The sequence below is a fragment of the Mesorhizobium sp. M1312 genome (assembly GCF_040318115.1).
In the GTDB taxonomy this organism is placed as follows: Bacteria; Pseudomonadota; Alphaproteobacteria; order Rhizobiales; family Rhizobiaceae; genus Mesorhizobium.
This window is the reverse complement of sequence record NZ_JAMYLQ010000031.1, coordinates 1-25367: the sequence shown is the minus strand read 5'-3', so window position 1 is coordinate 25367 and position 25367 is coordinate 1. Positions and strand designations below refer to the sequence as shown.

General features: G+C 59.5%; 15 protein-coding genes and 6 pseudogenes. 9 read left to right on the top strand and 12 right to left on the bottom strand.

The window, feature by feature from the left end; genetic code table 11:
- Positions 1-2 precede the first annotated feature (2 nt).
- From NKH36_RS27725 to NKH36_RS27695, 7 genes and pseudogenes are all read right to left on the bottom strand, one after another.
- Positions 3-1145 carry a phosphoribosyltransferase-like protein gene (locus NKH36_RS27725; protein ID WP_352962859.1) on the bottom strand — a complete coding sequence of 381 codons (1143 nt, stop codon included), beginning with the start codon at positions 1143-1145 and terminating at the stop codon, positions 3-5.
- Positions 1142-3085, bottom strand: a complete 1944-nt coding sequence (locus NKH36_RS27720; protein WP_352962861.1) for a sucrose-6-phosphate hydrolase — start codon at positions 3083-3085, stop codon at positions 1142-1144. The genes NKH36_RS27725 and NKH36_RS27720 overlap by 4 nt, the downstream gene beginning before the upstream one ends.
- 699 nt (positions 3086-3784) lie before the next feature.
- Entirely contained in the window at positions 3785-7789 is a 4005-nt protein-coding gene (locus NKH36_RS27715; RefSeq protein WP_352962863.1) for a PIN domain-containing protein, read from the bottom strand.
- Between the two features lie 9 nt (positions 7790-7798).
- A complete protein-coding gene (locus NKH36_RS27710) occupies positions 7799-8566 on the bottom strand; it encodes an antitoxin (RefSeq protein WP_352962866.1) in 768 nt (255 codons plus the stop codon).
- A gap of 140 nt (positions 8567-8706) precedes the next feature.
- On the bottom strand, positions 8707-9510 hold the full coding sequence (locus NKH36_RS27705; RefSeq protein ID WP_352962869.1) for a hypothetical protein: 804 nt from the start codon (positions 9508-9510) through the stop codon (positions 8707-8709).
- Between the two features lie 468 nt (positions 9511-9978).
- Positions 9979-10578 (bottom strand): SMC-Scp complex subunit ScpB, encoded by a 600-nt coding sequence (gene scpB, locus NKH36_RS27700; protein ID WP_352962872.1) that lies wholly within the window; start codon positions 10576-10578, stop codon positions 9979-9981.
- A gap of 120 nt (positions 10579-10698) precedes the next feature.
- Positions 10699-11647: pseudogene (locus tag NKH36_RS27695) on the bottom strand (DUF1403 family protein).
- A gap of 237 nt (positions 11648-11884) precedes the next feature.
- On the opposite strand from NKH36_RS27695, the gene NKH36_RS27690 reads away from it, so the two are divergent.
- The 3 genes from NKH36_RS27690 to NKH36_RS27680 are packed head-to-tail and all read left to right on the top strand — an operon-like array spanning position 11885 to position 13658.
- Complete coding sequence (locus tag NKH36_RS27690) at positions 11885-12142, top strand: type II toxin-antitoxin system VapB family antitoxin (protein WP_352962873.1); 258 nt, start codon at positions 11885-11887, stop codon at positions 12140-12142.
- Positions 12142-12528, top strand: coding sequence for a type II toxin-antitoxin system VapC family toxin (locus tag NKH36_RS27685; RefSeq protein WP_352962876.1), 387 nt, complete (start codon positions 12142-12144; stop codon positions 12526-12528). Before NKH36_RS27690 ends, NKH36_RS27685 begins: the two co-directional genes overlap by 1 nt.
- Positions 12525-13658, top strand: a complete 1134-nt coding sequence (locus NKH36_RS27680) for a site-specific integrase (RefSeq protein WP_352962878.1) — start codon at positions 12525-12527, stop codon at positions 13656-13658. The genes NKH36_RS27685 and NKH36_RS27680 overlap by 4 nt, the downstream gene beginning before the upstream one ends.
- A 249-nt stretch (positions 13659-13907) precedes the next feature.
- On the opposite strand, the gene NKH36_RS27675 is transcribed toward NKH36_RS27680, so the two are convergent.
- Positions 13908-15569 carry a tannase/feruloyl esterase family alpha/beta hydrolase gene (locus NKH36_RS27675; protein ID WP_352962881.1) on the bottom strand — a complete coding sequence of 554 codons (1662 nt, stop codon included), beginning with the start codon at positions 15567-15569 and terminating at the stop codon, positions 13908-13910.
- A gap of 140 nt (positions 15570-15709) precedes the next feature.
- Here NKH36_RS27675 and NKH36_RS27670 point away from each other — a divergent pair.
- A pseudogene (locus NKH36_RS27670) lies at positions 15710-15949 on the top strand (leucine zipper domain-containing protein); the annotation flags it as partial.
- Positions 15950-16559: pseudogene (locus tag NKH36_RS27665) on the top strand (Tn3 family transposase); the annotation flags it as partial.
- A gap of 959 nt (positions 16560-17518) precedes the next feature.
- Here the strand turns inward: NKH36_RS27665 and NKH36_RS27660 are convergent.
- Together NKH36_RS27660 and tyrS are read right to left on the bottom strand one after the other, a co-directional pair.
- Positions 17519-17743 (bottom strand): annotated as a pseudogene (locus NKH36_RS27660) (IS3 family transposase); the annotation flags it as partial.
- A 279-nt stretch (positions 17744-18022) separates the two neighbouring features.
- The gene (gene tyrS, locus NKH36_RS27655; RefSeq protein WP_352962884.1) at positions 18023-19282 is read right to left on the bottom strand and encodes a tyrosine--tRNA ligase; all 1260 of its coding nucleotides are present in this window, start codon (positions 19280-19282) and stop codon (positions 18023-18025) included.
- 379 nt (positions 19283-19661) lie between these two features.
- On the opposite strand from tyrS, the gene NKH36_RS27650 reads away from it, so the two are divergent.
- Positions 19662-19958, top strand: a complete 297-nt coding sequence (locus NKH36_RS27650) for a type II toxin-antitoxin system prevent-host-death family antitoxin (protein ID WP_352962886.1) — start codon at positions 19662-19664, stop codon at positions 19956-19958.
- On the opposite strand, the pseudogene NKH36_RS27645 reads toward NKH36_RS27650, so the two are convergent.
- A pseudogene (locus tag NKH36_RS27645) lies at positions 19879-20105 on the bottom strand (PIN domain-containing protein); the annotation flags it as partial. The gene NKH36_RS27650 and the pseudogene NKH36_RS27645 sit on opposite strands and share 80 nt — an antisense overlap.
- A 30-nt stretch (positions 20106-20135) precedes the next feature.
- Here NKH36_RS27645 and NKH36_RS27640 point away from each other — a divergent pair.
- The 3 genes and pseudogenes from NKH36_RS27640 to NKH36_RS27630 all read left to right on the top strand — a co-directional run.
- Positions 20136-20350: pseudogene (locus tag NKH36_RS27640) on the top strand (PIN domain-containing protein); the annotation flags it as partial.
- A 1042-nt stretch (positions 20351-21392) separates the two neighbouring features.
- Positions 21393-23444, top strand: coding sequence for a carbamoyltransferase family protein (locus tag NKH36_RS27635; RefSeq protein ID WP_352962897.1), 2052 nt, complete (start codon positions 21393-21395; stop codon positions 23442-23444).
- A gap of 109 nt (positions 23445-23553) precedes the next feature.
- Positions 23554-23910 (top strand): hypothetical protein, encoded by a 357-nt coding sequence (locus tag NKH36_RS27630; protein WP_352962889.1) that lies wholly within the window; start codon positions 23554-23556, stop codon positions 23908-23910.
- A 133-nt stretch (positions 23911-24043) separates the two neighbouring features.
- Here the strand turns inward: NKH36_RS27630 and NKH36_RS27625 are convergent, their stop codons facing one another.
- Positions 24044-24997, bottom strand: a complete 954-nt coding sequence (locus tag NKH36_RS27625; protein WP_352962891.1) for a glycosyltransferase family 10 domain-containing protein — start codon at positions 24995-24997, stop codon at positions 24044-24046.
- Positions 24998-25367 lie beyond the last annotated feature (370 nt).

The window sequence follows — 25367 nt, the reverse complement described above, 5'->3', positions numbered from 1 at the left end:
ACCTATGCGTGCCTTTGCCGACGGCGGAAAAGCGGCCGCATCGCTGGGGCGATCACGCCATCACGATTGCCTCCATCTGTTTCCGCCCATATCAACGCAACCGAGTTGTTCGGCGTGTTATGCTCAAGCACGAGCGGAAGCGCGCAGCCGCCATAGCCGAGCCCTAGATGCGTCACGCCGCCAACATCGGTATGCCGTGTTCTGATGATTGGATCGTAGTAGGTTTTGGTAAGCTCCAGGAATTCGTCGTGACGACCAGAAACGGCATCGATCGATAGGTCGTCGGGGAGAACCATACCAAAGGTGAAATGTACGCCGGTTGCCCACCCCTCGCCTTTCAGCGCCTCGCTTGCCTCAGCCCATCGACTTTGGACGGCCTTGGCCGCAGCTGAAGTCCCGATATAGTGGTGGATACAGAGCTGCCAGTCGGCGGCAAGAACGTGATCGCCCTCCAGGGCTTTCACCGCATTGTCGACGGATTCCTTGAACTTCAACAGCTTGCCGGACCACTTTTTCTTCTCGGAATTGTAGCGAAGGAACGAGGTCCCTGTGCCTATGAAATCGTCGATGAGATAAACGAGCCGAAATCGAGCGTCCTTGTCCTTGAGGTCCTCGCGCAGGTTCGCAACCAAATCCTGCCATTTTTCCTTGTCCACCTGCGTCGCGAGCACCAGCTGTTCGTTCGTCAACAGACCAACGTTGCTATGGCGAACGATATCGATCCGCGCGCCATCGCTCAGTCCCATGAACAAGGTCTGGCGCCGAAGCCGCTCGGCGGCAGCACGCGCTTCAAGATCAGCGAGCACGCGGTAGGTAGGCAAGCCACGCTCCGCGGCAATCGTTGCGATCACACGATCCCGTACGGTTCGCGGATAGAATTGTTCGACAAGCCGCTGCATTTCGCTGGGGCCAACGTAAATGAGTGTGTGTCGAACGAATGCGTATGCGGTTTCGCGCTCTGCTGGCGTGAATTGCTGGAGCCAAGTCGCGAGGCTTTCGATGAATCGCATTCCCGCTTGGAAATCCCTATAGCCGTCATATTTCAGTCGAGCTACGAGGCGCAGCCACTGAAATTCCCGCCTGGCCCGGTCGTCGTCCCAGCCCATAATCTCGCCAAGTATTTTCAGGCCGAGGTCCTGGTTCACTGAAGCGCTCCCGACCTCAACCGGACGCCGCCTGGATGAGCCTCGAGTGAGCGAAGATAGTCGAGAGTTACAGCGACCCCGCGCTGACCGCATTTTCCAAGATTCCAGCAGGTATCCGGATCCACGCTTATCTCGTCGACGCTCAGCGCAAAGGGTTCCTTCAGCAACGCATAGTCGTTACCAGGCCATCGACCGCGATCTCCAATTGAGAGGATTGAGCCATCGCCGACGCGCTCTCGCAGTTGCGTCAGCACATTCAGCTTCGAGACTCCAGACGCGACGATATCGATGGAGTGGCTCGACCGTGTAACCGTCATGTTCGCTCCACCGCTGAGCAGGATCACCTGGTGCGCGAGATCCCAAAGGCGATTCTCGGGCATGGCCCGTCTGCCTTGCAGCGTAATTTGAAACCGCCGGTCCGTCTGTTGGGCCGACTCGGCAAGCTCAGGCTGGACACGTAACGCGGCTGCGAGCGGCGCTAACGCTTCACATGTCCCTTCCTTGCCGTCGGGCGCTTGATCATCATCCAATGTCGCGACCTCAGCGCCGTTGTAGTATCCGACGACAACGCGTGGCCACAGATCTGCGGACAAGCGAGCCCTGAGATCCTTTCGAACCGAAACACCACGACCTGTGGCGATCGCCAAGTGGCAGCCGAATCCCAGGATCCGAGCGAGTTCGGATGTCACGTCTTGGCGCGCCAGGTCGAAACGATTGCGGGTATCGACGATTGTGCCATCGTAGTCCAACACGACGGCGCCGAAGATGGCGCTCTGCAGGCGAGCACGGAATAGATTGAGCGCCGTTCTCCAGTGTTGCAGTTCGCCCAAAGCGTCAAGACGTGCAGGCGTTACGCCAGCCTTGCGCGCTATGGCAGCCGCGTCGCGATCCGTGAGACTGCGATGCACGTTCGACGGCAAAGGTTTGGGAAGCGGGAGGCTGTACAGCTTGCGTCCGAAGTCAGGGACGCCCGGCCGACCCGGATCAATCCCGCGTGCGGCACCTGCCCATCCGGCGATTCGGAGCGCAGCCACCAGGGAGGCGAGACCGGCTGCCGATGCTGAACCTGCAAGATCTAGTTGTGCGCGCGGGATTTCAGCCGGAATGAGCTTGAGCGTCCGATCTGCCAGCGCACGGTCATGCTCCGACACGAAGGCCAGGACTGCGCTCGTCTCCCCGCGTTTGGCGAGCCAGTGGTGTCGCCCGTGACCAAAATTCCGGTAGTCCGCAAGTTGAAGGTTACCAAGCGCAGCCTCGGTAAATTTCGACTCAAGGTCGATAGCACCGATTCGAGTTGACGGACCGTAGAGAACGAGCGTCGTTTGCCGGGACCAGAGCGGCATAGTGGTGGCCTGCCAGGCGTCGCGCGTATCGGAGCGCTCCGCGAGCAGCGGCCAAGTCGTTTCCCTGATCGCGTCCCAATCAGCGTCGCGTCCGAACTCGGTCACGTAGGCCCGCGTCAAAAGCGCGGTGAAGCCCAGAAGGGAGTTGGTCGCGAGGAACCCGTCCTTGCCCGCAGGCGGCGCGTAGATAAGCAGGTCGACGTAGTCATGTCGCCGGCAGAGATCGGCGAGGGGGCTGTCCTCGCGCCCGCATAGAATGCCGACTTGGCGTGGTTCGCGGGCGATAAGGGCTTTCGTGGCAGCCAGAATATCGACGTTGCCACCTCCCGCACTGAGCAGCCACGGCGCAACGCTGGCTTCCAGTGGATCGGCAACTGCGTCGAGCGGTGTAGCCACCGCGGCAATTCGACCGGTGAACCGCTGGTGGAGTCCAGCCAGCGCATGGGCGACGGTCAGCGATCCCCCAGATCCGATGGCAAGAAGGGAGGAAAGGCCGGCCGTGCGCACGGCTTTGCGAAGCGGGGCAATATCGACTGCGGCCGACCAAGCAAAGGTCTCGGCGAGTTTTTCCATTTCCGCGGCATAAGGCTTTGCCATCTTGGGTTCCCGGCTCTCGTCAAGAGCCTCTAGTATTCCATTTTGCCTGCGGATTTACAAGAACAGATCAAGAACATGCGCGGCAGCGTTTCGTTAATGCGCCATAACAGGTCCTGTCCGAAAAACGTAGCATCGTTCTGACAAGGCCTGTTAACAGTCTAAAAAATGTTCCAGATTTCGGACATGTCCACGGACTCGTCAACAAGCGGCGATTTGCGTTTTCGCCTCCTCGCGCGCATTCAGTCCGAGCCGGACCGCGTCTGGCAGGCAGACCTGCAATGCGTCTTGTTCAGGCCCTGCACTGGCTTCAGGATAGTGCTTGGCCAGGATGAAGAGCGTCGTACAGCCGCGACTTTGCGACGACTATTTGACGGTCCCAAGCAGGGTGCAGCGATCCGGCGGATCTGGTCGACGGGTTTTCGTCCCTACCGATCTGGATGCAAGAGTTCCTCCGAAACCTGATGGCGCCTGCAAAGTCGGACATTCCAGATGCCAAATAAGGTATGTCGGTAATTCGGGTCGTCAATCTGCAAGCCAAAAGCCGATAATGGCCTCATTAATGCCAGCTTGGGCGATTAGCCGTCCTGGGAAGTTGTTATCGCTTCCTCGTACTCGTGGGTGCCACACTCTCCAAGTGACCCGTGTCGCGATGGCGACCGGGCAGCTAGCCCTGCCGCCGGCGGCGCCATCAAGGTGACATTAGTTACCTTCTCTTTTCCGGCGCTTTTCCCTCCCGCGGATTGCTTTTTCACGCCGAGATCTTGGCTGTGGCTCACGACGCGCTTTCAAACGCTGCGCCATTTCCTCGATTTCAGTCTCAGCAAGCGCAATCGCGCCGGCAGGAAGGAAGTGGCCGGTTATCCATCCGTTGATGTAGTCTTTGATGGGCTGGGCGCTTCCTCTTATGATGAACGCAAGCGTTAGCGCCCACCCATTGGCGCGATGCCTGATCATGCGTTCGAGCAGAATGCTGGTCGCCTGCTGGGATCTCAGATCATAGCGCCCTAACCCACTCCAAAGCTTGTTGAGAAATTCAATGGATACTTTGAGATGGGACCTCATGTCGGCGTTCGCAGTGCCCATAAAATTCGATAGGGCGCGGAAGTTTGCTAGATCGCCAGTCTGATCCTCTCGGAGAGCCGTGAGCATCACGTCGGCTTCCAAGGAAAGATGCCCATGGCGACGCCACGCCAGCTTAACGACGAGATCGACGTACCGTGATCGATCGATCGCTCCAACGTCCTGGGCAAACGAAAAAACGGTCTGTAGCCAAACACCCCTGGTCGAGCACGCAGCTTCACCGTACTGGCGGAAATGCATGTCCTCCGAAACAAGCACATGCTCCGTTCCCGCCAAATTGGCGGCGTCGAGCACATGACTACCGAAGGATTGGTGGATCATCGTCGCCAGTTCGGACGGATTGTCGGCGACAATAACGGGGCGGACCTCGCAGGCCGTCTCGATTCTAGAAAGCTGCTCTTGGATATAGGCGCGCCGTGCAGCGGCGTCCTTGGCGGTGTGCTCCTGTTTGATGTATTCGCCGTTATGCCAAGCGACGGTCATCGAGCGTTCGGCCGTGAGATCCTGCTCGTCTCTCAGCGTTCGCAGCTCATCAACGACGGATTGTGCGACGATGACCGATCCGAATATCGATTTCAGAACATCGAAGGCATCCATCGTCGAGACGGTCCAAGCGGTGTAGGTATCGAGGACCGCGCCAGAACTTCCATGCCGCTCGATGATCTGGCGGGCGGCGACGCGCTCGGCGTCCGTGCCGACGCAGGTTCGGATGTCGAAATCGAGCGAGCGAACGTACTCGACAAACCGGATGGTATCGCCGCCGCGTTTGGAGACGACCAGGCTGAGCGGGCAATTGTTCCGGAGGTAGAGATCGGCGAGCTTGCGATTGCTCTCAGACACGCGCCTCACCTGATCCAGCGCAGGCTGAATATCCCCCTCTTCCATTGTGATTTTGTAGAAGCCCTCCGCGTCGGGGAACCTTTTTTCGAAGTTCTCCATCATGTCGTGAAGAGCATGCAGATATTTGTGCTTGATCTCGGCGACCCGCCATTTGCGAACCTCGCCGAAGACCGCCGGCATTTCGAATACATCTCCGACGCTCAAGCCCAGAGCTGCGGCCGCGGTCGCATGTTTCGGGCTTAAAACATCCTCCGCAGGCCGGTCCTCCCCCTCTTCGATGAGAAAGGCGTGCACCTCACGACGATCGCTCTCCAGACGGACCCAGGTATCGACGGCCACGGTTTCCGCAGACGGAACAAAGCCGTCCTCCGGATCCATCATGATCAGGCCGAAATAGCGGAGAGCCGCCTCGTGATCGTTCCTGGCGGATTGAAGAACGGCGTAGGCGTATTCGAGCGCCTTGGCTCCCTCCCCCACCTTGCGCATAACCTGTGCCAAAGACACCTTCTGGCCAGGCGTCCCCATCACTTCATCGAGATCAATTCCCTCGATGACCGCCTTCACCTCGGCGCCTCGGTCGAGACGATGCAGGACCGAGAACAACGCCAGGTAGGTGTCGAGCTCCGGTTGCGTCGCGATGGCTTTCCTCAGCGCCGCTTCCGCCTCGGGAAGCGCACCGCGGTTGAAATGCAGCAGGCCCTCGGCATGGAGGAAGAATGGAAGCCCCCGCACCTCCGCAGGAAGGCGCTCGAAGAGGGACAGCGCTCGTTGCCGGATGGGGCTGTCATTGACAAAGGCGCGAGCCAGCACCCGCAACTCGTTGTTGTCGTGATCTTCAGCGACGTGGCCATCCAACAAATCCGCAACGATCGAAGAATCGCCACGGCGAGCTGCATGATGCGCGACCATCAGCCTGTCTGCAGCGTGACTTCCAATTGCGATATGGCCTAGGGCGGCTTTGAAGGCGCCGTCTGCGATTTCTTCGAAACCTTCCCGGCGGGCAAAATCGGCGACAACGACGCTTGCGCGCGGGTTGCTGGCCGCCTCCACCGCGACAGCGGAAATCTCCCGCCGACGCGCTTCCTCGTCACTGCCGCCGATCTTGATCGCCGCCAGCTTGCCGGTCGTCGAAATGATCGGCGCTTCCACCGGCGGGATCAAAGAGGCATCTTCCTCAACGAGACGTGCGACCTCGCCCCAATCGGCCCGGGATGCGTGGAAGCGGAACTTCAGGACGGTCGCATCGGAGTTCCGGGGCAGTTTGGCGAGGAGCTCGTGCGCCAACGCCTCATCATCGGCGTCTAGAGCGACAACGGCCGCTCGGGTGATAATTTCGACATCATCGGGCGCAAGCGAAAGACCGTGGCGCGCGACCTCGAGCGCCTTGGACAGATCGCCGAGCGCATGCAGTCCAACTAGGACATTGCCACACAGCGCGGCATCCTCAGGCCGTAACGCGCCCTCCGTCACCCTTTCGCGATCCCATTGCGATACCAGCGTTGCCGTAGCGGCTTCCAGTCTGGCCCGCTCCGCAGGCGACAAAAGACGCGTGCACTGAAAGCTCTCACTCGTTAGAATCTGGTCGAGCTCGGCCTCCGCCGCAAACTGGACCGCGTGGGGTTCGGACGGGTGTGCTTCGAGTACCTCTTTGGCGACGAGCCACCACTCGCCCGGCTGTCCACGGCGCCGGATAAAATCTACCCGACCGATTTGCACAGGCGCAGTGTGATGAAGCTGCTCGGGAATGATGCTGAGCGGATCGCTGACGGAGGAATCGAACCGGGCGGCCTGAACCAGATAGCCCGCAAGGCCCTCGTTTCCCGGATCCGCGTCAAGCTTCGCTCCGCCAAAGGCGAGAAGTTCCTGCCATTCTCCTCGCAACAGCAGCCCAAAAGCCTTGTTGGCGACGGCTTTCGGTTCGTCCGGCGCATGGTCATAGGACGACAGCAGCATGGCGGAGGCTTCGTCGTCCTTAGCGAGCGCAAGAAGGCAATGGCCAATATTCGCCTTGACGCGAAAGAGAATGCGGCCAGAGGCCGTGCTCCGGACGCGCTCGAGCAGCTTTTCCAGAAGCGGTAACGCCGTCAGCGTCTTTCCGCTGTTGTTGAGCTCCCGGTACTCGTCGATCTCCGCGTCGAGATGCGCCTCGAACGTGCTCAAAGCCACCGTTGCGTCACTTGGCGGAACAGCCAACCGCGCGCTCACCTCCGTGAGCATCGCTTCCATGCGAGAGAAACCAGCACCCATTTCGCCACGGGTCTCGGTCTGGGCGATGGTGATCTGGCGGGTTTCGTCGAGAATATGCTCGCTGAACGGGCCGTAGGTCGGATCGAACGCCTTGCGGGCCCCCGCGTCCTCGCTGATTTTTTCCTCTAGCGTGTTCCATCCCCAGACGAACACGCGGAGCTTACGTCCCGTTTTCGCCAGCTCGACCGTGATCCCGCGTGCAAGCTCCTGCATCGCGACGTCGTCCGGCGCAGTGGTCGTGACGTAGTATTCCTTGAGAGGCGGCTTGAACGTCAGGGCCTTTCGGACTTCCTCCCGAACCTCATCCTCGGTGAGGAAATGCCCTTCGCTCTTCAGCTTGCATTGAATGCCAACGTGCCAATCCGCGTCATCGTCACGGATCCCGAAAAGATCAACGCCGTTCTGCCGTTGGCCGCGCCGACCATTCCGCTGCACCGACCGATCATTGAGCAAGCCTCGCCACAGCACGACAGAGGCGCGCTCGAAGGCTTGCTCGTCGGCAGGCTTTGGAATCTGGGTGGCGGCGAGAAGCGACATAAAAAGCGGTCACCCCTCGATGCCCAACTCGCCGAGTAGGCGAGAAAGGCTATCGTTCACCGCGCGCTGCCGCAGCGACCGCTGTTCGCGAATATCGGCGTCTTCATCATCGCCTTCGATTTCGAACCGCGCGACCGCTACCGGTCCTTCACGAAGGTAGCCTTCGTCAGGCTTCGGGTCGCAAAAGCGCTTCAAAAGGATCGCCAGCGCTTCGCCGATGATTCCGGCGTGTTTGCCAGTCAGGGCATCCTTGAATTTGGCAATGGCGCCATCCAGCTCACCCTCGCCATGCTCAAGGCAATAGACAAGGTCATGGGCGTCCTTCCCCTCGCGACGGTGGTCGAAGGCGAACGCCTTCAGGCAGGTGAACGATACGATATTCGCGTAAGGTATCGTTTCGGTCGCTCGCCCTTTTTGTCCAAGGAGATCGGCTGTCACCTCCATATGGTCGTGGAGGTCGAAAACGAGCGATGCGTGAGGAATGTTGACGGCCGAGATGTTTCCCTCGGTCGGCAGCTCTTGCAGCGCACCGCCTTTCACCTTCGGGTCGTCGGCCAGGAATTCAAGAATAACCGTGACCCCGTGCTCGGTCTTGGTCTTCCAGCGCCAATTGACCTTCACGCCTTTGTCGTTTTCCGCGCGCTCGAACCCCATCCGCTTGAGGTTCTCCTCGAGCGTGCGATAGGCTTCGGTGTCCGCGAGAACGGCGAGGTCGACGACGATGTCAATATCACCCGTGCCGGCATGAGCCGGAACGGCTGGCGGCCGCGCCGTCACCAGATAGCGCGGCGTCAATCCGCCGACCAAGAACACCGAATTCCGCCACGGTCCGAGGCCGCTGAATAGCGTAACAAGCACACGCTCGCAGTCCCGCGTGACGTCTTGACTGTAGTCGACGAGAAACTGCGGCTTGGACATCATTCCTCCAGTTTCTCGGCACGAAGATGCTGCGCCAATTCCTTGGCCCGCCCCCCCGCTTGCAGCAGGTCAAGGTAAGTTTGGAGCGGATCGGCGACCCACAGGTCATCGATCCTCTGGCGAAATCGCAGCTCGTCGTCGGACTTCAACTCGTGAACGCCAAGATTCCAGCCGTCCCGGACGGGCCGCGCCTCGATAGCGTCTAGGGCGGCATGCATGGCCCGGCCAACAGGAATGCGACAGGAAACCTGGGAAGTGCTCGACAGATAAGGAGCATGGATTTGCCCAGCTGAGACGCCGGTGAGCTCGTATGGGATGCCTTCGATCTGGCATTCATGATCAAGCCGCCGTTGCAAATCCGGAGGCGTCGTCGAGCGCACATAGTAATGCCGCACGGCCTTCGGTTTGACTGAGCCTTGATAGGTCGACCAGGCATCGAGCAGAGCGCGCGGATTGATCAAGCGGCGCTCTTTCGAGGGGCCAGCGCCGCGAACCTCGACCCACTCCCGGCGCTCGACTGCGATCAAGGTTTCCGACGCCGTCGCGGGCGACACCCCTGCCCGCTCCGCAATCTCGTGGACGCCGAACCAATCCGATTTGGCGACCCAGACAGCGTGCAGGACCTGGGCACGACGGCCAGCGAACAGGTTGTTCACGGAGCGGGATTGTTTCCGCGATGCCGGCTTGTCGACGTGGAGGTAGAGTCCCCTCGCCGCAATGAACAGGCTCCCGCTGGAGTCGAAATAGCCAATCCGTTCATCGCGGAGCAATTGCCGGGCACCAGGCGAAATGGTCTCGGCCATGAGCACTGGCACGACTGGATAAGCGCCGACTTTCTGTTGGGCGAGATAGTTTCTGAACTGCCAGATTGCCTCGCGGGCATCGCGAGGAAAGAGCGAAGGCTTGGCCTCGACGATGAGCCGATAGGGCTCACCGTCCGAGCTCATTTCCATCACGAAATCCGGTCGATATGAGCCTCGCGCCCCCTCCGGCTCGCGTATAACATGGGGCGCGGCGCCAGCGATTGCGGTCAGGGCCTCGGCAAAATTCTCAATGAGTGCTTCTACAGCTTGGTCTTCCATCGTCATTTTCTGCGCAGTGAATAACCGCTGACTAGCGTATATTCGATGTCAGGTCAATATTTTCTGCGCAGTGAAACTGTAGCCGGAAAGGGCCCAGAAGGGTTCGAGGCGTGCCAGATCGCGAGCGGCATCGGGTCGGGATTGCCACATAGGATCTCGATGACATAGCCGTTCGTAACAAAGCCGTGCCTAACCGCCGTCCAGCGAGCCGCCATCGGGATCGTTTTCCGCGTTGTTGGCAAAAGTTGTCGGCATCCGTCCGGCTAACAGCTTCTCCTTAGAGAGCAGGCCGGCATCCTCGAGCGCCTCGAAATCCGGCAGGTCGCGCAGCGTGTCGAGGCCGAACTCCAGCAGGAATTCCTTTGTCGTGACATAGGTGTAGGGCGCGCCGGGCGTCGGGCTGCGCGGTCCCGAGGCGATCAGGCCAGCGCCGCGTAGATGACCAATAAAATCGCGACTGATCTCCTTGCCGAAGAAAGACGACAGCTCGGCGCGGGTGATGGGCTGGAAATAGGCCACACACATCAGCACCAGCACTTCGGACTGCGTGAGATCACCCGTGCGTTCATTACCGCCAACGGCCGCACGGATGGCGTCGGCATAGGCCGGCCGGGTGAGATGTTTCCAGCCGCCGGCGACCGCGACCAGGTCATAGGGCCGACCACGCAGCTCGTCGCGAATATCGTCGATAAGCAGCTCAATGCTGCAGCTCTTTCCCACAATGCGACCAAGCGTTTCGCGAGTGACAGGCTCGCTGGCTGCGAAAATCGTGGCCTCGACGCGGTTCATCCACTCGCGCCAACGCGCTTCCGGCGGCAGGTGATCCAGCTCGCGGTCAAACAGCTGATCAGCTGCTCGGCGGTCGTCTGATCGCCCCCCCTCGCCTGCGCGCTGCCTCCGCCATGGTCGTCACAGCCCGTAGATGCGGAAGGTGGGGCGGCCGGACAATTCACGCACAGCACCGAGCTCGACCAGCCGGTCGAAAAGGCGGCGCAGGCCGCGGTCGCTCATGCCGGCGATATTTTCCGAAGCGACGATCGCGTCGTCGGACAGAAGCCTTTCGACAACAAGATCCGATGCCCGGGCGCGCAACTTCGGCGCAACGGCAAGTAGCCGATCCGCGCGGCGCCCGAGCTCGGCGGACAGATCGATGGCACGCAGCGCAGCGCGCACCTGTGCGGCAAGCAGACCTTTCGCACGCTCAGAATTTGTCCCAATGCTTGTCGACACAGAACCGGCTGCCGACCGGCGCGAGCCGGCGCTTGTGCCCAAGGCTGCCTCGGCGCCCAGCAACGGCACCGCATGGCCCCAGCCCAGGCGCTGCGCCAGCAGGGCGTCGGCGAGCCAGCCTCCGAGGGCGCGCCCCAGGCCATGGCGCTCGGCGCTCGCGATGACTCCGGTCATCATTCCCACCGTCCCCTCATTGGAGGCTAGCTCGCCAAGATCCTCCGTTAGGTCGCGCACACTTCCCCTCGTCACGCGCGAAACCGAGGTCATCCAGCACCGCGCCGATGTTTTTTCCCGTCAGCAAATCCTCAGTGGGCCGAATGGCCAGCCTGCGCCAGCCCAAAAACATCCGGCCGGCCGGACCAACGTCGTCGCCGGGCCGCGTAAGCAGCACCGCGTCGCGCAGCGCGCTTTCATCCTCGACGCGCCCTGTCTGCCGTGCCGTGACCGCGGCCGCCGAAAGCGCCAGGCGCTGCCGCCAGGCGCCGGCCCACCGCTCCTGCCGGCGGACCACCGCATCGAGCGCGCAGATGGCGGCGCCGGCAGCGACTGCAATGTCCTCGACCTGTTTCCCCGCAAGGCTTTGTGCATCCGGGATGGCGCGACGCAGCCAGGCCGGCACCGTTGCCATCGGCGCGGTTGAAGGGGAACCGGCAAGCGTGACGTAATGGCGCGGAGAGGGCTTGGGACGCAGAATCATCGAAAGCACGATGAATCATGACGGCGCTTATTCCAATGATTATCGGATAAAAGCGCCGGGCATGTCGACATTATAAAACGAATGATAATGTTGCATTAACGTTCGTATTTGACGAGGCTGGAGGACTCTGGTAGAAATTGCCAGAAAGGTAGATTTTGGGAGACTCTCGTGTCCTTGAACATCAAGAATCCGGCCACCGTCGCTCTCGCCGATGAACTGGCACGCCGCCAGGGTATCAGTAAGACAGCAGCCATTCATCAGGCCCTTAGCGAGCGCTTGCATCGCTTGGGCTTTGGAGAGACCGCTCACGAGCGTCTGCTGGCAGAACTGCGCGCCATCCGAGAAAGAGTGGCACGATTGCCTGAACTGGATAGTCGCAGCGACGAGGAGATCATCGGGTATGACGAGCATGGAATCCCTAACTGATGGTGATCGATACCTCAGCCGTTATAGCGATCCTTCGGAGCGAGCCTGAGGCAGCAAGGCTGGAACGAGCGCTGGTCTCCGACCCAATCCGTCTGCTCCCGGCAACCTGCGTGCTCGAGGCACGCATGGTGCTGGTCAGCAGGCGCGGCGAACACGCGTTGGCCGAGATCGATCTTTGGCTGCGCAAAATCGAGGCCGACATCATTCCTGTCGACTCCGAATTGGTTGATCTGGCGACCCACGGTTGGCTGACCTACGGCAAGGGCCACCACCCGGCGGCGCTGAATTTTGCCGATTGCCTGTCTTATGCTTTGGCAAAGCGTGCGGACGAACCGCTGCTTTTCGTCGGCAAGGACTTCTCTCAAACGGATATCGAAGCGGCATGAGCATGACTGACGACGCTCCAAGATCATCGGCTGCTTCCGGCGAGGACGACATGCCCGATATCGTCCACGTCATCATGGAGATGGGCGATGCCAACTACGGCTCGCCCCCTCCCCCTCCAGCCATCGCCGATCCCAGTGTTCCTGCGCATCTCGAGTCGCTCGCCGGACGCGCCCGCGATTACGTCGAGGCCGCGAGTTCCGCCAACACGCGGCGCGCCTACGCCGCCGACTGGAAGCATTTTTGCGCTTGCGCGCGCCGCCAGGGACTGGAGGTGTTTCCGGCCGAACCACAAACCGTCGGCCTCTACATCACCGCCTGCGCCTCCGGAAAGGTAACAGGGGAGAAAAAACCAAACTCTGTGGCGACGATCGAGCGTCGCCTTTCGTCACTGTCCTGGAACTTTTCGCAGCGCGGCGAACCGCTGGACCGCAAGGACCGCCACATCGCAACGGTCATGGCCGGCATCCGCAACACCCACGCCTCCCCTCCCCGGCAGAAGGAAGCGATCCTGCCCGAGGATCTGATCGCCATGCTCGAGACCCTCGACCGCGGCACGCTGCGGGGTCTGCGCGACCGCGCCATGCTGCTTCTGGGTTTTGCCGGTGGGCTGCGGCGCTCGGAAATCGTCGGGCTCGACATTGGTCGCGACCAGACCGAGGATTCTTCGGGCTGGATTGAGTTTTTTCCTGACAAGGGCGTGCTGGTGACCCTGCGCGGCAAAACCGGCTGGCGCGAGGTCGAGATCGGCCGCGGCTCCTCCGACGCCACCTGCCCGGTGGTCGCGCTGCAAACCTGGCTGAAGCTGGCGCGGATCGGCCATGGCCCTTTGTTCCGAAGGGTAATAGGGCAAGGCAAAAGAGTCGGCGCCGATCGGCTTAACGACCAGGAAGTTGCGCGGCTGGTCAAGCGCACGGCGCTCGCAGCCGGCGTGCGCGGCGATCTGTCGGAGGGCGAACGCGGTCAAAAGTTTGCTGGCCATTCGCTGCGCGCCGGCCTCGCGTCCTCGGCCGAGGTCGACGAGCGCTATGTGCAAAAGCAGCTCGGTCACGCCTCGGCCGAGATGACCCGAAAGTATCAGCGCCGGCGCGATCGTTTCCGCGTCAATCTCACCAAGGCGTCCGGGCTCTGAAAAGCCCCCCTCCCCTGCCCCGTTTTGTCCGCTGGGATGAGGCGGTCATCAGGCGATAACAATACCTCATCGAGCACAGCGAGCGCTGTATCCAGACTACCGGCGGCCGACGCTTCCGTCAGGCATGATCATCAACTGCGTTATGGCACGGCCCACAAATTCCGGGTTTAGCTTTTCCAACCGATCCTTGGTCCGGGAGACCTGTTCCGGGAATGCGCGAAGATTGAAGCGAACAAATGACGAGGTCTCTTATCCCCGACACGAATAGCTCGCGATCTCATCGGGATTTCCCTTACCGTCATAGGCAGCTTGAGTGGGATAAGCGCAGATCGGCTGGTGCTTGCCAGGGAATGCCTTGCTGCCAGCCGCGAGAGAGTCCGGAGCCTTGTCTTGGTTTATCCAGCCCTCGATGGCGGCCAAAGGATCAAAGTCGTCGAAGGCTTGGCCATCGCCGCAGTGGGTCATCCCCGGGATTATGAACATGCGCACGAAACGGCGAGTCGCTTCCAAATCGCCGCCGCCTGTGACCTCGACGACTTGCTTGTACCAGCGCACCAGATCGTTGGCCGAGAAGACCGGATCGGAAAGTCCCTGAAACAAGAGCAGCTTTCCACCGTGGGCAGCGAAGCTGGCGAGATACGTGCCGGTCGCATCATTGAGCTTGGCCGTATCCGCAACGCGTGCCGGATCCTTGTCGAAGTCGAACTTCAGGGGGTCAAAATTCGGCGCCGGGGGCGTCATGAAGTAGTATTGAAGCGAGCGGGCTCCCAGAACGATGTTGTTTGCATCCGACTGGGAAGTGGGGGAATTGCCCAGCTTCCACATTCTCCAGCCCGGGCCCGCAACGCCCGTATCATATGGCCAATCGCTGTAAAGCTTTTCGCCATCGGAGCTTTCCGGACCCGCGAACGCGCGGCTCATGGCCTGCACTTGACCAGCCGTGAGGCAGCTGTCCGTCTTATCGCCTTGGCAGGACAGGACCTTTGGGTCGAACCGGCACTGCTGCCAGGCGTTGATGACGCCATCCTCAATGCCATCGCGGGCATCACAGGCAGCGAGAACCGCGTTGGCGACGAGGTTCAGATCCTGCTGGGAGAAGGCGCGGGATAGAATGGGATGGCCGGCCTCATCCTTGGGAGCGATGCTCATGTACTCGCGAGTATCCCAGGCTTGGGCAATGTTGGCGGCACTGAGACGAAAACCCGGGCTACCTGCAACAATCCCGTCGAACTCGAGCGGATATCGCTGAGCCGCTATCAACGCCTCACGACCGCCATTCGAGCATCCCATGAACACCGACTTTTTCGGAGCCGCCCCATAGAACTTGGCCACCACCTGCTTCGAGACCGAAGTGACTTTGCCAATGGAGGCGTACGCAAAATCAATGCGTGCGGCTTGATCGACCCCGAAAGCCGGATCGGGGCTTGGGTGCCCGCCATCCATGCTTACAACAGCGTAGCCGCGCAAGAGCCCGGGAGCCGCGGTCGAGTTCCGGCAAGGAATGGTCCCGACGGCCGGCGCCAGGAAGCCATCAACTGCGCCGCCGCCCTGGAAAAGGAACATGTCGTTCCAGGTCGTCGGAAGACGCACCTCAAACCGGGTGCCATATGATTGACCATCGACCCCCTGGCGTTTCCCGATAACACCTCGGACAAGGCAGTGCCCGCCCACTTTTACCGCCTGAGGCGAGGCGCCGGTGAATGCAGTGAAGGGATCTGCGGGGATCTCCTGCGGCTTTTGAAGGCTAGCCTCGGTAAAGATCACGCTTGGAATTGTGAGCTTGGCGATGGACCGGCACGCCTGATCCGACGCGTTTGCCGCCAGTGCAGGCGCACATACACATATGATCGCCAAAATCAGTGCCAGGGTGCACCCGCGGTCCCGCAGCTTGAGCCCGTCAGCCAAGAACATACCCATCCTCCCTGGATGCCCCGATAGCCCGAAAGCTGATCGCATTGGTAGCTAGTTGTGAGCTTTCAGAAGGTTATCCATCCGGTCCGAACCGGGAAAGCTGAGGTTGTCGAAGCTTCAGTGATTCCAGGGGGGAGCGGATGAACATCCATAAGAATACCCGTCTGACGCCGCTCGGTCGAGAGCGAATTGTAATGCAGGTCGAGAGCGGACAGACGCCTGAGGCCGTCGCCAAAGCCGCAGGCGTCTGCCCGCGGACGGTTCGCAAATGGCTCGACCGGTATCGCGCCGAGGAAATGCCAGGATTGCGGGATCGCTCATCTCGCCCTCATCGGCTGCGCCGGCCGACGCCTCAGGCGGTTAATGAGACGATCGAGCGGCGCGGTACCCGTGATCTGCGGGATTGGCTTTTCGATCAGGCTGAAGATGCCAGATCGAACGAGGACCTTGCTCAGCGTTTTGTCGCGCGGTGGAGGGAGACTTTGACTATCTTGCCAGCCCTGTCGACAATCGAGCGCTTGTGCGCGGACGCCCTGGTCGACGCCGAGCGCCGGATCGAAACGCGGATTGCGGAAAAGCTGGATGCTGGTGCGCGCGAGCGGTTGGATGGGCTTCTGACCGAAATGTTGGCCGGTAACATCAGCCGCTTCATCTTGCTTCGCAAGTTCGAGCTCGGCAACAATTCCGCGGCGGCGAACCGGCTGCTTGACCGACTGGAGTTCCTGCGCGGTGGGTCTTGATCCGCAAGTGCTCGCCGGCATCCCGCAACACCGCATCGCTCGCCTGCGTCGGCAGGGTGAGCGCTACTTCACCGATGGCTTGCGCGATATCAGCTCGGATCGACGCTGGGCGATCCTTGCCGTTTGCGCCGTGGAATGGGAGGCGGCGGTCGCCGATGCCGTGGTCGAGACCCATGACCGGATCGTAGGGAAGACCTGGCGAGAGACTAAGGAGGAAACGGGCTTGACGCTGCAGAGGCTCTATTCGGCCGACATATGCGAGCAATCTATGAAGCCGACCGCGACGCCATTAGCCTCCTGCCGGTTTTCGTGGGTTTCGCGGGGTCGACAGAGACGGTGCGACTGAATGCCGAACACAACGAATTTCAGTGGGTCCCCTTCGATCAAGCGGTCAACATGGTTCCGTTTGCCGGGCAGCGGAACGTGCTCAGGTACGTCCAGAAAGAGTTCGTCGAGCAAGAGCCAAATCGCTGGCTGTTAATTCATCCGCCACGCTAGGCAGCCGGGACGACGCGAGCGGCCGAGTCCCACCCCTCCGGGCCGTCAGGGAAGGTGGAAAATCGACCCAAAGCGTCCTCCAAGCGGCGAATTTCGAAGTAAGTTTTTCCGCCTTGCTGGAACCCTGCACCTTCATAGAAGCGCAGAGTGGACTCCCTCCGAGATCCAGTCGCCAACAGAACCTTGTAGCAATCGGCGTTCCATGCTTTGTCGAGCGCGGCATGAAGGACGGCGCGGCCCAGCCCAGTAGCCCAGTCCGGCGATGGTTGGCATCTGTCACTACGTTTTCGATTACCCCGTAAAGACGGGCTCCCCGGGACAAGTTGGGAACGATCGCGAGTGTGCAGGACGACACGAGCAGCCCTGCCATATCGACCACGAAGACAGTGATCCGATTCGTATGATTGGAAAGTGGATAGTGACAGACCCTCAGCCTTCAAACCAACAACACACGAGCATGGGCGGGTAACCGCTGCATGTCGGTTGTCCACCCTACTGAGACAGATGGGAACCGGACAGCTCGCGACCCTTTTCGGACCTTGGTTCGAGAAAGCTCTACCGGAAGCAAGATGTTCGTTCGTGACAAAATGGACCGATCTCTGCTCTGTGGCGTGTGCGTTCAAGCCGCTCGGGGCGATACCCGCAGAAACCAGCGAGCTTACCATCGAACACCTGCTAAGCTCATTAGCAATGAAGCAACGAAGGTGGAGGCTAGGTGTTTAGTCCCGGCATTTGATGGGTGGGATCGAGTCGGAACCGTTCGGGCTCTTTTGCCCAGATTTTGCAGATGAACTCGTAGGGTGTGAGGCCCTTGAGGGTCTTAAGCCGGCGCGCGAAATTGTAAGCTAAGATGAAGTCGGCGAGATGCCGGCGCAGTTGATCGTGATCGTCATAGTGGAAGCGCTTGACGGTGGCGTCCTTGATGGTCCGATTCATCAGCGCAGGTCGACAAGGAAAATGCGGTCGCCGCCAATGCCGATCACATCAAAGGAAACGGCCCACCCATTGCCGCATGGAAGCGTGACAATGCTCACTGCTCGACCTCCTACATGTTAATGATATAGTAGCCAAGCACCCACCTGGCCAGTTTGCTGCCTTTGCCCGGCTCTAACTACCCCCTGAGGAATGTCTCTCGACATTCCTCAAGAACTCGACGCGAATGTCTGAAATATCCGCTAAGCGGGCAGAATTTCTGCGACAGCATTTGCTGAAACCCTACTTTACAACAGTGTGGCGCTTCCGGCCGAGCGAAAGCCGGATCGGGAGGTCTTGGGACGATATCATCGTACCAACCTCGACGACGTTGCTGTTGATCCGCACACCTCGTCCCGAGATCGCCCTTCGCGCTTCCCCTTTGGAGGAGGTCAATCCGGCGCGTACCAGCAAATCCACAAGGGCTACTCCGGCCAAGCCCTCGGCGTCATTGAGATGAAGCGTCGGTAGCCCCTCTGCGGCTTCGCCATGCCCGAATGCTTGGCTAGCCGTGGCCTCCGCCTGTTTGGCGGCGTTAGTTCCATGTGCCAGGGCCGTAGCTTCGTTGGCGAGACGTTCTTTGACGGCGTTTAGCTCGGTTCCTTCAGCCTGTCCAAATCGCTCGATCTCGTCCATCGGCAGATCGGTGAAAAGCTTCAGGAACCGAACGACATCAGCGTCTTCCGTGTTACGCCAGAATTGCCAGTAATCGTATGGCGAAAGGCGATCTTGGTTGAGCCACACAGCTCCGGCAGCCGTCTTACCCATCTTGACACCTGAAGAAGTCGTCAGAAGCGGCGTAGTCACTCCGAAGACTTCCTTTCCATCCGTCCGCCGTATCAAGTCGATGCCATTGATGATGTTCCCCCACTGGTCGGCTCCACCCATCTGCAAACGGCAACCGGTCCGGCGGGATAGCTCAAGGAAGTCGAACGCTTGGAGGATCATGTAGTTGAATTCTAAGAAGCTCAGATTCTCCTGCTTTTCCAGCCGCGACTTCACACTGTCGAAAGAGAGCATCCGATTGACGGAGAAATGCCTGCCGACGTCTCTCAGCATGTCGATCCAACGAATGCTGTCCAGCCAGTCGGCATTGTTCACCATCACGGCATCCGTCGGGCCGTCTCCGAAGACAAGGAGACGGTCAAAGACCTTTCTGATCCCTTCAATGTTGGCGGCGATCCGCTCGTCCGTCAGCATCGGCCGCGCCTCCGAACGGAAGCTGGGATCGCCGATGCGGGTGGTCCCACCCCCAATGAGAACGATGGGTTTATGGCCAGTCTGCTGAAGATGACGAAGCGCCATGATCAGAAGAAGATGGCCGACATGAAGACTGTCAGCCGTCGCATCAAAACCAGCGTAAGCGGGTACGACGCCTGCTTCAAAGGCGGCATCGACACCCGGCAGGTCGGTCCCTTGATTTACATAGCCGCGCTCAATGAGCGTCTTCAAAGCCGCCGAACATGGTTCGGAATGACCGGTTGATAAATCGGGAAGTGCCATAGGGAATCCTCCTGGTATTGCCGCCAGGGGGTCCTCTCAATGAACAAAGCCGCCTGACGGCGGCTTGTTTCAAGGCATGATCGAAACGCGCCGCTCCTTATGGAAGCGTCGCATAATAGATTGCAGCGATGGGCGCGGACTTGATCATGTGCCGATGCATAAAGGACTTTATCCGCACCTGCAAGCAATCTGAAATGGCTACTTCGGGGAGCTGCCGAGCCTTTGTCGCGACGATTTTGCAACTGACTTTTGCACCGTCGCAGAACTCAACTTTTGCGACAACATCTCACCAAGGCGTCCGGGCTCTAGAAAAAAGTCCCCCGGGCATTTTTATATAGTCACCGTAGTCACCGTAGTCACAATGGTCACGGAGGCCAGAATGCAGTCTGCTCCAAAAGAGGATGCCGACTGGACCGTCGCTCGGGCCAAGGCGCGGCTGTCGGAAGTCATCGAGCGTGCGCAGGCGGCGCCGCAAACGATCACGCGCAACGGTAGGGCAAGCGTCGTTGTCGTCTCCGCCGAGGAATGGCAACGCGAGACGGTGCGCAAGGCTACGGTTGCGGAGTTTCTGCTGGAGTCGCCGCTACGCGGCGCGGAACTCGACCTTGAGCGCGCTGAGGCAGGTCTCGGGCAAGCCATTCGGCCAGCGCCTCACGCTTCCGACCCTCGTCCATGAGAGCAATGCCGCGCCGGATTTCGGCGATCGACACCACGCTGATGAACGAGCGATCCTCGTCGAGCCTGTCCAGCCATTCCAGAACGCGTGCGTCCGGCGCCGGCCTTGTCACCTCGGACAGGACATCGTGTCCAGCAGTAGCCTCACAGCGGCAGATCACGCGGTTCGTCGCGTTGACGTTTCGAGCAGAGAGTCCTCCCCGTCGACGAGCCGGTTGCTCTGGCCCTGGGGGCGACTGATGGGTTTTGCGAAGCGCCGCGGCCGCGGGCTGACGTCAATTGGACGCATTGATCGCAGCCACAGCGATTGCCCAGGAGCTCACTCTCGCAACGCGTAATATGAAGGATTTCGAAGGCTTCGGCATAGAGCTCTTCGATCCGTGGACTGCGTGAATCGCCCAGCACATCATCCCGAATGCTCGAAGCGACTTTCGAAAAAAACGTGTGGGTTTGCTCTCATACCCTTTGCTGAAAAAGTTTTGATAGAGCGCATGGAATGCCACGCGCTTCAAATCGGAGTTGCCATCCGGGAAGCCCGAAGCCCTTTCAAGCGCATGTCCGGCAGCTATTCATATCGTGGATGACTTTGATCGAAACAAACGATTTCATAACTCTTCGGAAATCTTGCATGGACAAAAGCACGTCACGCACCGATCACCCATCCAAAGGAGAAAATATTCCATGCGCCCTGACGTGCAGTGGAGGTCGTGCCGAGAAGTGAGTTGCAACTGGCCGACCATGTCGGCGGTTCGACGCTAGTCGTCCTCCAATGTTCCTCAGCTGCGAAGTCTTGCCGGCGAGCCAGCTGCCCAGCGCGTTTCTGCGTGTGGCGGGCTTATTGCCGCAGGAAGATCCGGTCGGCTCGTCTGGGCAGCGGATTGGAGACCCGGCCGGCAGCGCTGCCATACAACATCCGCGCTTTACATGTACGGCGTATTGCCGTGCTTCCAGTCGGTGCCATGTTTGGCCGACGCATGACGCGATGCGGCCTCCTGCACGGCGAAGGCGTTATCGGATGTGCGACCGGGAAGCAGGCGGACAGTGCAGCACGTGTCACTCGCCTGTGCGCCGGTCTTTCGGGGAATGAAATCGGGCCAGTTCACGGCGCGGTACTATTATTCGTCAACAGCCGCCCTTCGCAAGGTACTGGCACCCCGCGTCCACAAGTTCGTGCTGCAGATGAAAACGGCATCGCCGGCATGCAAGTCAGCAGCCGCTCAAAATTCGATGATCCAGCCAAGCTCTCGGCGTCATGAAACGGCAGGCGCCACGATCGAGCATCTCATGTTGATTTAGGCGGACCCTTATGAGGCGTTCTTTGATGCCGGTGATGCCTGACAGGCGGTTGCAGCTGCAAGCGACAACGCGGCCTATTTAGTTGGAAACGGTCTGAGGCAGGCCAATTTGGCTTGCCCGTCACTATATGGAGAAAGAAATGCTGTGTCTAGGAATTAGCGGCGGACTTGACCAAGTCCATGAAAACCGATTCGAGCTTCGGAACGCCTTCATGCACGATGGCGCCGCGGTGCTCGTCCGAGACGGACGGGTGATAGCAGCCGTCGAAGAGGAACGCCTCAATCGGATGAAACACTCCAACAAGCTCCCAACTCGTTCGATTCAATACTGTCTGTCAGCGGCGGGGGTTCAGCTCAATGAGATTGATCGTATCGCGCTCTACGCCAGCGAGCCCTATGCCAACGCCATGCTTGAAGGTATGTCCGCATCCGACCCGGACATTCTCTCCATTCCGTTGGGTGCTAAAACGTTGGTGCAGGATCTGTTAACGCGTGAGTTCGGCACTAAGTTGGACAGTTCGCGTATTTCATTCGTAAGTCATCATCAGGCGCACGCCGTGAGCGCCTTTGCAATGTCGGGCTTCGAACAAAGTCTCATTCTAGCGATTGATGGCTCTGGTGATTTCCTATCGGGCCTCTTGGCGGTAGGGTCTGGCACAGAAATTACGCAACTCGAGGCTTTCCCCGAGAACAATTCTCTTGGGCTGTTTTATCTCGAGACGATCCGCTATCTCGGCTACGGCTTGTTCGACGAGTATAAGGTAATGGGACTCGCGCCCTACGGCGACCCCGCTCCCTATCGCGAGCTCTTCGAGCAGTTCTACGAGCTCTCCGCCAACGGCGGTGGCTACCGTGTTCACCTCGACCGCATCGGTCCGGCGTTGCTCCGCAACATCGAGGTCAGGCGAAAGGGAATGCCTTTCACCCAGCAGCATCGAGATGTGAGTGCGTCACTGCAGGAAGCGCTTGAGCGGATCGTGTTCCACATTCTCCGGCATCACCGTGAGGCCACCGGCATGAAGCGGTTGTGCCTGGCGGGGGGGGTAGCCCACAACTGCACGATGAACGGTAAGCTGCTGTATTCAGGGCTTTTCGAAGACATCTTCGTGCAACCCGCGTCTCACGACGCTGGCTGCGCATTGGGAGCTGCGCTGATAGTCTCTAACGAGATGGGCCGCCCCGCGCCGTGTGAGCGACTGCAGGAGGTCTATTGGGGTCCTGATCTCGGGAGCGAGCGCGCCGTGCAACAGGAACTGAATGCATGGGCCGGACATCTCGAGGTTGAACGCTCTGATGACGTGGCAAGCAGTGCAGCCGACTGGATCGCCAACGGCGCCGTGATCGGCTGGGTGCAGGGTCGTTCGGAGTTTGGGCCACGTGCGCTGGGCAACCGCAGCATTCTTGCCGACCCTCGGCCCGCCGCAAACAAGGACCGGATCAATGCGATGGTCAAGAAGCGCGAAGGCTATCGGCCCTTCGCGCCATCTGTGCTGGAGGAGAATGCGAGCGAATTTTTCGACCTCCCGGACGGTAGGCACGAATTTCCATTCATGAATTTCGTCGTTCGCGTGCGTGACTCAAAGCGCGCCTTGCTGGGTGCCATCACGCACGTCGACGGTACCGCTCGCCTGCAAACAGTATCGCGCAACGCCAATCCCGCGTACTGGGAGGTCATCAATGCGTTCAAGAAGCGCACAGGCACTCCAATTCTGCTCAATACGTCCTTTAACAACAATGCCGAACCGATCGTGGATTCGGTTGCAGACGCGATTGCTACCTTTCTGACGACAGAGCTGGATGGACTTGTAGTCGGGCCCTTCCTGGTAAAAAAGCGGGCTGCAACGCTGCAGGATTGGACTGCGCTTGCGGTTTCGTTGCCGCCCTATGTGTCCCTCCATCAAACCCGCGCTTACAAAGCGCCAGATCGTCGGGAGACTCACTGCGAGATCAGCACGACCCACTTCAGCAGTGACAGTGTGCGAATTTCGCACGACTTGTTTAATCTGCTGATGCGGATTGAGGGCGAAGCCATGTTGGGAGATCTCCTCAATACAATTGCGCCGGATCAGGCTAAGCGTGACGCTGTGATGGAGGGCCTGCGACGACTGTGGGAGCAGCGCCTCGTTCGGTTGCATCCCTCACAAGCTGCTCGCATGGATCAAGACTGCGATCAAACGCTGGACCAGCAATAGCACTTCCGCCGGCCTATTTTTGTGGAGTTCAATTGTGGTTCGGCCAAGGGCGCTTTGGGCGCCGGACCGGCCCCGTGTAAACCTCATTAAAGAGAGAGAGAGACCTGCCATGGAAGAATTCTTATCGCGCATCGCCACTGGTGCCGGCATCGGCCCGGCTCTCGCAGAGAAGGCCGTTGGGTTAATGCTGGGTTTCCTGCAACGCCACGCGGCCGACGGTCCCGTTGCGCGCATGATCGAGGCCATTCCCGGAGCTTCGGAATTAGTGGCGAAGTATCATGGCGACGACCCAGAGGGCGGAGGCGGCCTCATGGGGCTCGGCCAGCAATTGATGAGTGAGGGTCTCAGCATGGCAAAGATCGCCGGCCTCGCCAACGAGACGATCGCCTTCGCCAAGGAACATGCCGGCGACGAACTCGTGGACGAGGTCCTCAATTCCGTTCCTGGCCTTCCCCAGTTCGTCTGATCAGCGGCAGCCGGGGGCGCATGACCTCGTGCGCCCCTGCCGGCCCGTCTGCGCAGTAGGCATTCTCCGCCGATCCGTACCGATCTCGCCAGACCACCAACCGCCGGGCACGCGAAGCGAGCGTTGGAGTACTTCATTCGTCTATTCCAAAATCGACCTCAGGCGAATCGATGTGTATAATTTCTGGCGGTAAGGGTTTATCCTGAACGCTTTCGATGAAGCCCGCGAGATAAGCAAACGTATTGTATTTCTCAAGAACCAACCGCTTCGCCTCTTGTATTGCGCCGCGACGCTCCTTCCAGAGGTCCGAGTTGATGATTTCTTGAATTTTTTGGATTACATTCTTGTCCTCTGGGTCAATCAGAACCATTGAGTCCGAAGGGAAGAACCTCGTGATTGCCGGGCTGCCGTAATAGATCGGCATTGTTTCAGCAACGAAGCAGTCCATAAGCTTCTCTGTAAAATAGTAATCAGCACGAGTATTCTCGAAAGCTATACTGTAACGGTAAGGTGCGAGTGCGTTCCATTTATCTCCAATCAGCCGAAAACCTCGGCCGAACAGGTCAAAATCGAGCTCCTCTCTCAGCCGTTCCAGAAACGCCAGCCGATATCGATGCCCTTTAAGCAGGGCGATGTTACTGGTAATCCATGAGAGCCGAAGCGGCTTGTCCACGACTTCGCTGACCAGAAGTTGGTCATATGTCTTGTTTACAGACCAAGACCGAGTGATAGGTGGAGCCAAAACGAATCGGCGCCCTGCATTCTGCCGAGCAGCCAGCTCTGCGTCAGACGTCAGGACGATAGTATTTTTCCCCTGCCCTTCATGAAATGCGCGATGAGCTTTCGTCGGCGGTTCGCCGATTGCAAAAATTGTCCTGTTTGGGCTCGCCTCGATATCAACAGGGAGCCCAAAAAGAGAAGCAGAGTTAAAGACGATATGCCAATCGGGCGCGAAGGATGTCGCGCGTACAAAAGCGACATTGTTCCAGATTCCACTGCCCTTTGGAGTGAGATGGTGGATTGCATCATCCAAAACGCCCCAAGAATCCAGACATCTAGCAACAATGGGCGCCGGACGTTCGGTCAACAATTTGGCCGACAAAGCAGTTCCACCCCATTCACTTCCGTTGGACCGGGAGCAACTTCTGCATCGGGCGCAAGACCTCTCTGCGCCTGAAATAGCTCGCGATCCTGATCGATATCAAACACACGATTCTGTGCGACTTCGCGCCATTCGACAACTCATCTCTAAGACCGCGGGAATCCCTTCACCGTGAAGGTACTCAATCGCCATTCCGGATTGCGGTAACATTGGGCAGCATAAACCTGCCGGGACCCGCCGTCGAGGCAATTGTCGCTTTGCACTTAACCAGGTTCTTCCTCACTTTGTGTGGTGATCAGGCCGGTTGAGTGGCAGCATGCGTGCCCTAAGGAGTTCGGAGCCCGCTCTGCCGTAC

Coding starts and splice junctions, on each gene's coding strand:
- NKH36_RS27720 (WP_352962861.1), bottom strand. CDS start 3,085: ATGGCAAAGCCTTATGCCGCGGAAATGGAAAAACTCGCCGAGACCTTT.
- NKH36_RS27715 (WP_352962863.1), bottom strand. CDS start 7,789: ATGTCGCTTCTCGCCGCCACCCAGATTCCAAAGCCTGCCGACGAGCAA.
- NKH36_RS27705 (WP_352962869.1), bottom strand. CDS start 9,510: ATGGCCGAGACCATTTCGCCTGGTGCCCGGCAATTGCTCCGCGATGAA.
- scpB (WP_352962872.1), bottom strand. CDS start 10,578: ATGAACCGCGTCGAGGCCACGATTTTCGCAGCCAGCGAGCCTGTCACT.
- NKH36_RS27685 (WP_352962876.1), top strand. CDS start 12,142: ATGGTGATCGATACCTCAGCCGTTATAGCGATCCTTCGGAGCGAGCCT.
- NKH36_RS27680 (WP_352962878.1), top strand. CDS start 12,525: ATGAGCATGACTGACGACGCTCCAAGATCATCGGCTGCTTCCGGCGAG.
- NKH36_RS27675 (WP_352962881.1), bottom strand. CDS start 15,569: ATGTTCTTGGCTGACGGGCTCAAGCTGCGGGACCGCGGGTGCACCCTG.
- tyrS (WP_352962884.1), bottom strand. CDS start 19,282: ATGGCACTTCCCGATTTATCAACCGGTCATTCCGAACCATGTTCGGCG.
- NKH36_RS27650 (WP_352962886.1), top strand. CDS start 19,662: ATGCAGTCTGCTCCAAAAGAGGATGCCGACTGGACCGTCGCTCGGGCC.
- NKH36_RS27635 (WP_352962897.1), top strand. CDS start 21,393: ATGCTGTGTCTAGGAATTAGCGGCGGACTTGACCAAGTCCATGAAAAC.
- NKH36_RS27630 (WP_352962889.1), top strand. CDS start 23,554: ATGGAAGAATTCTTATCGCGCATCGCCACTGGTGCCGGCATCGGCCCG.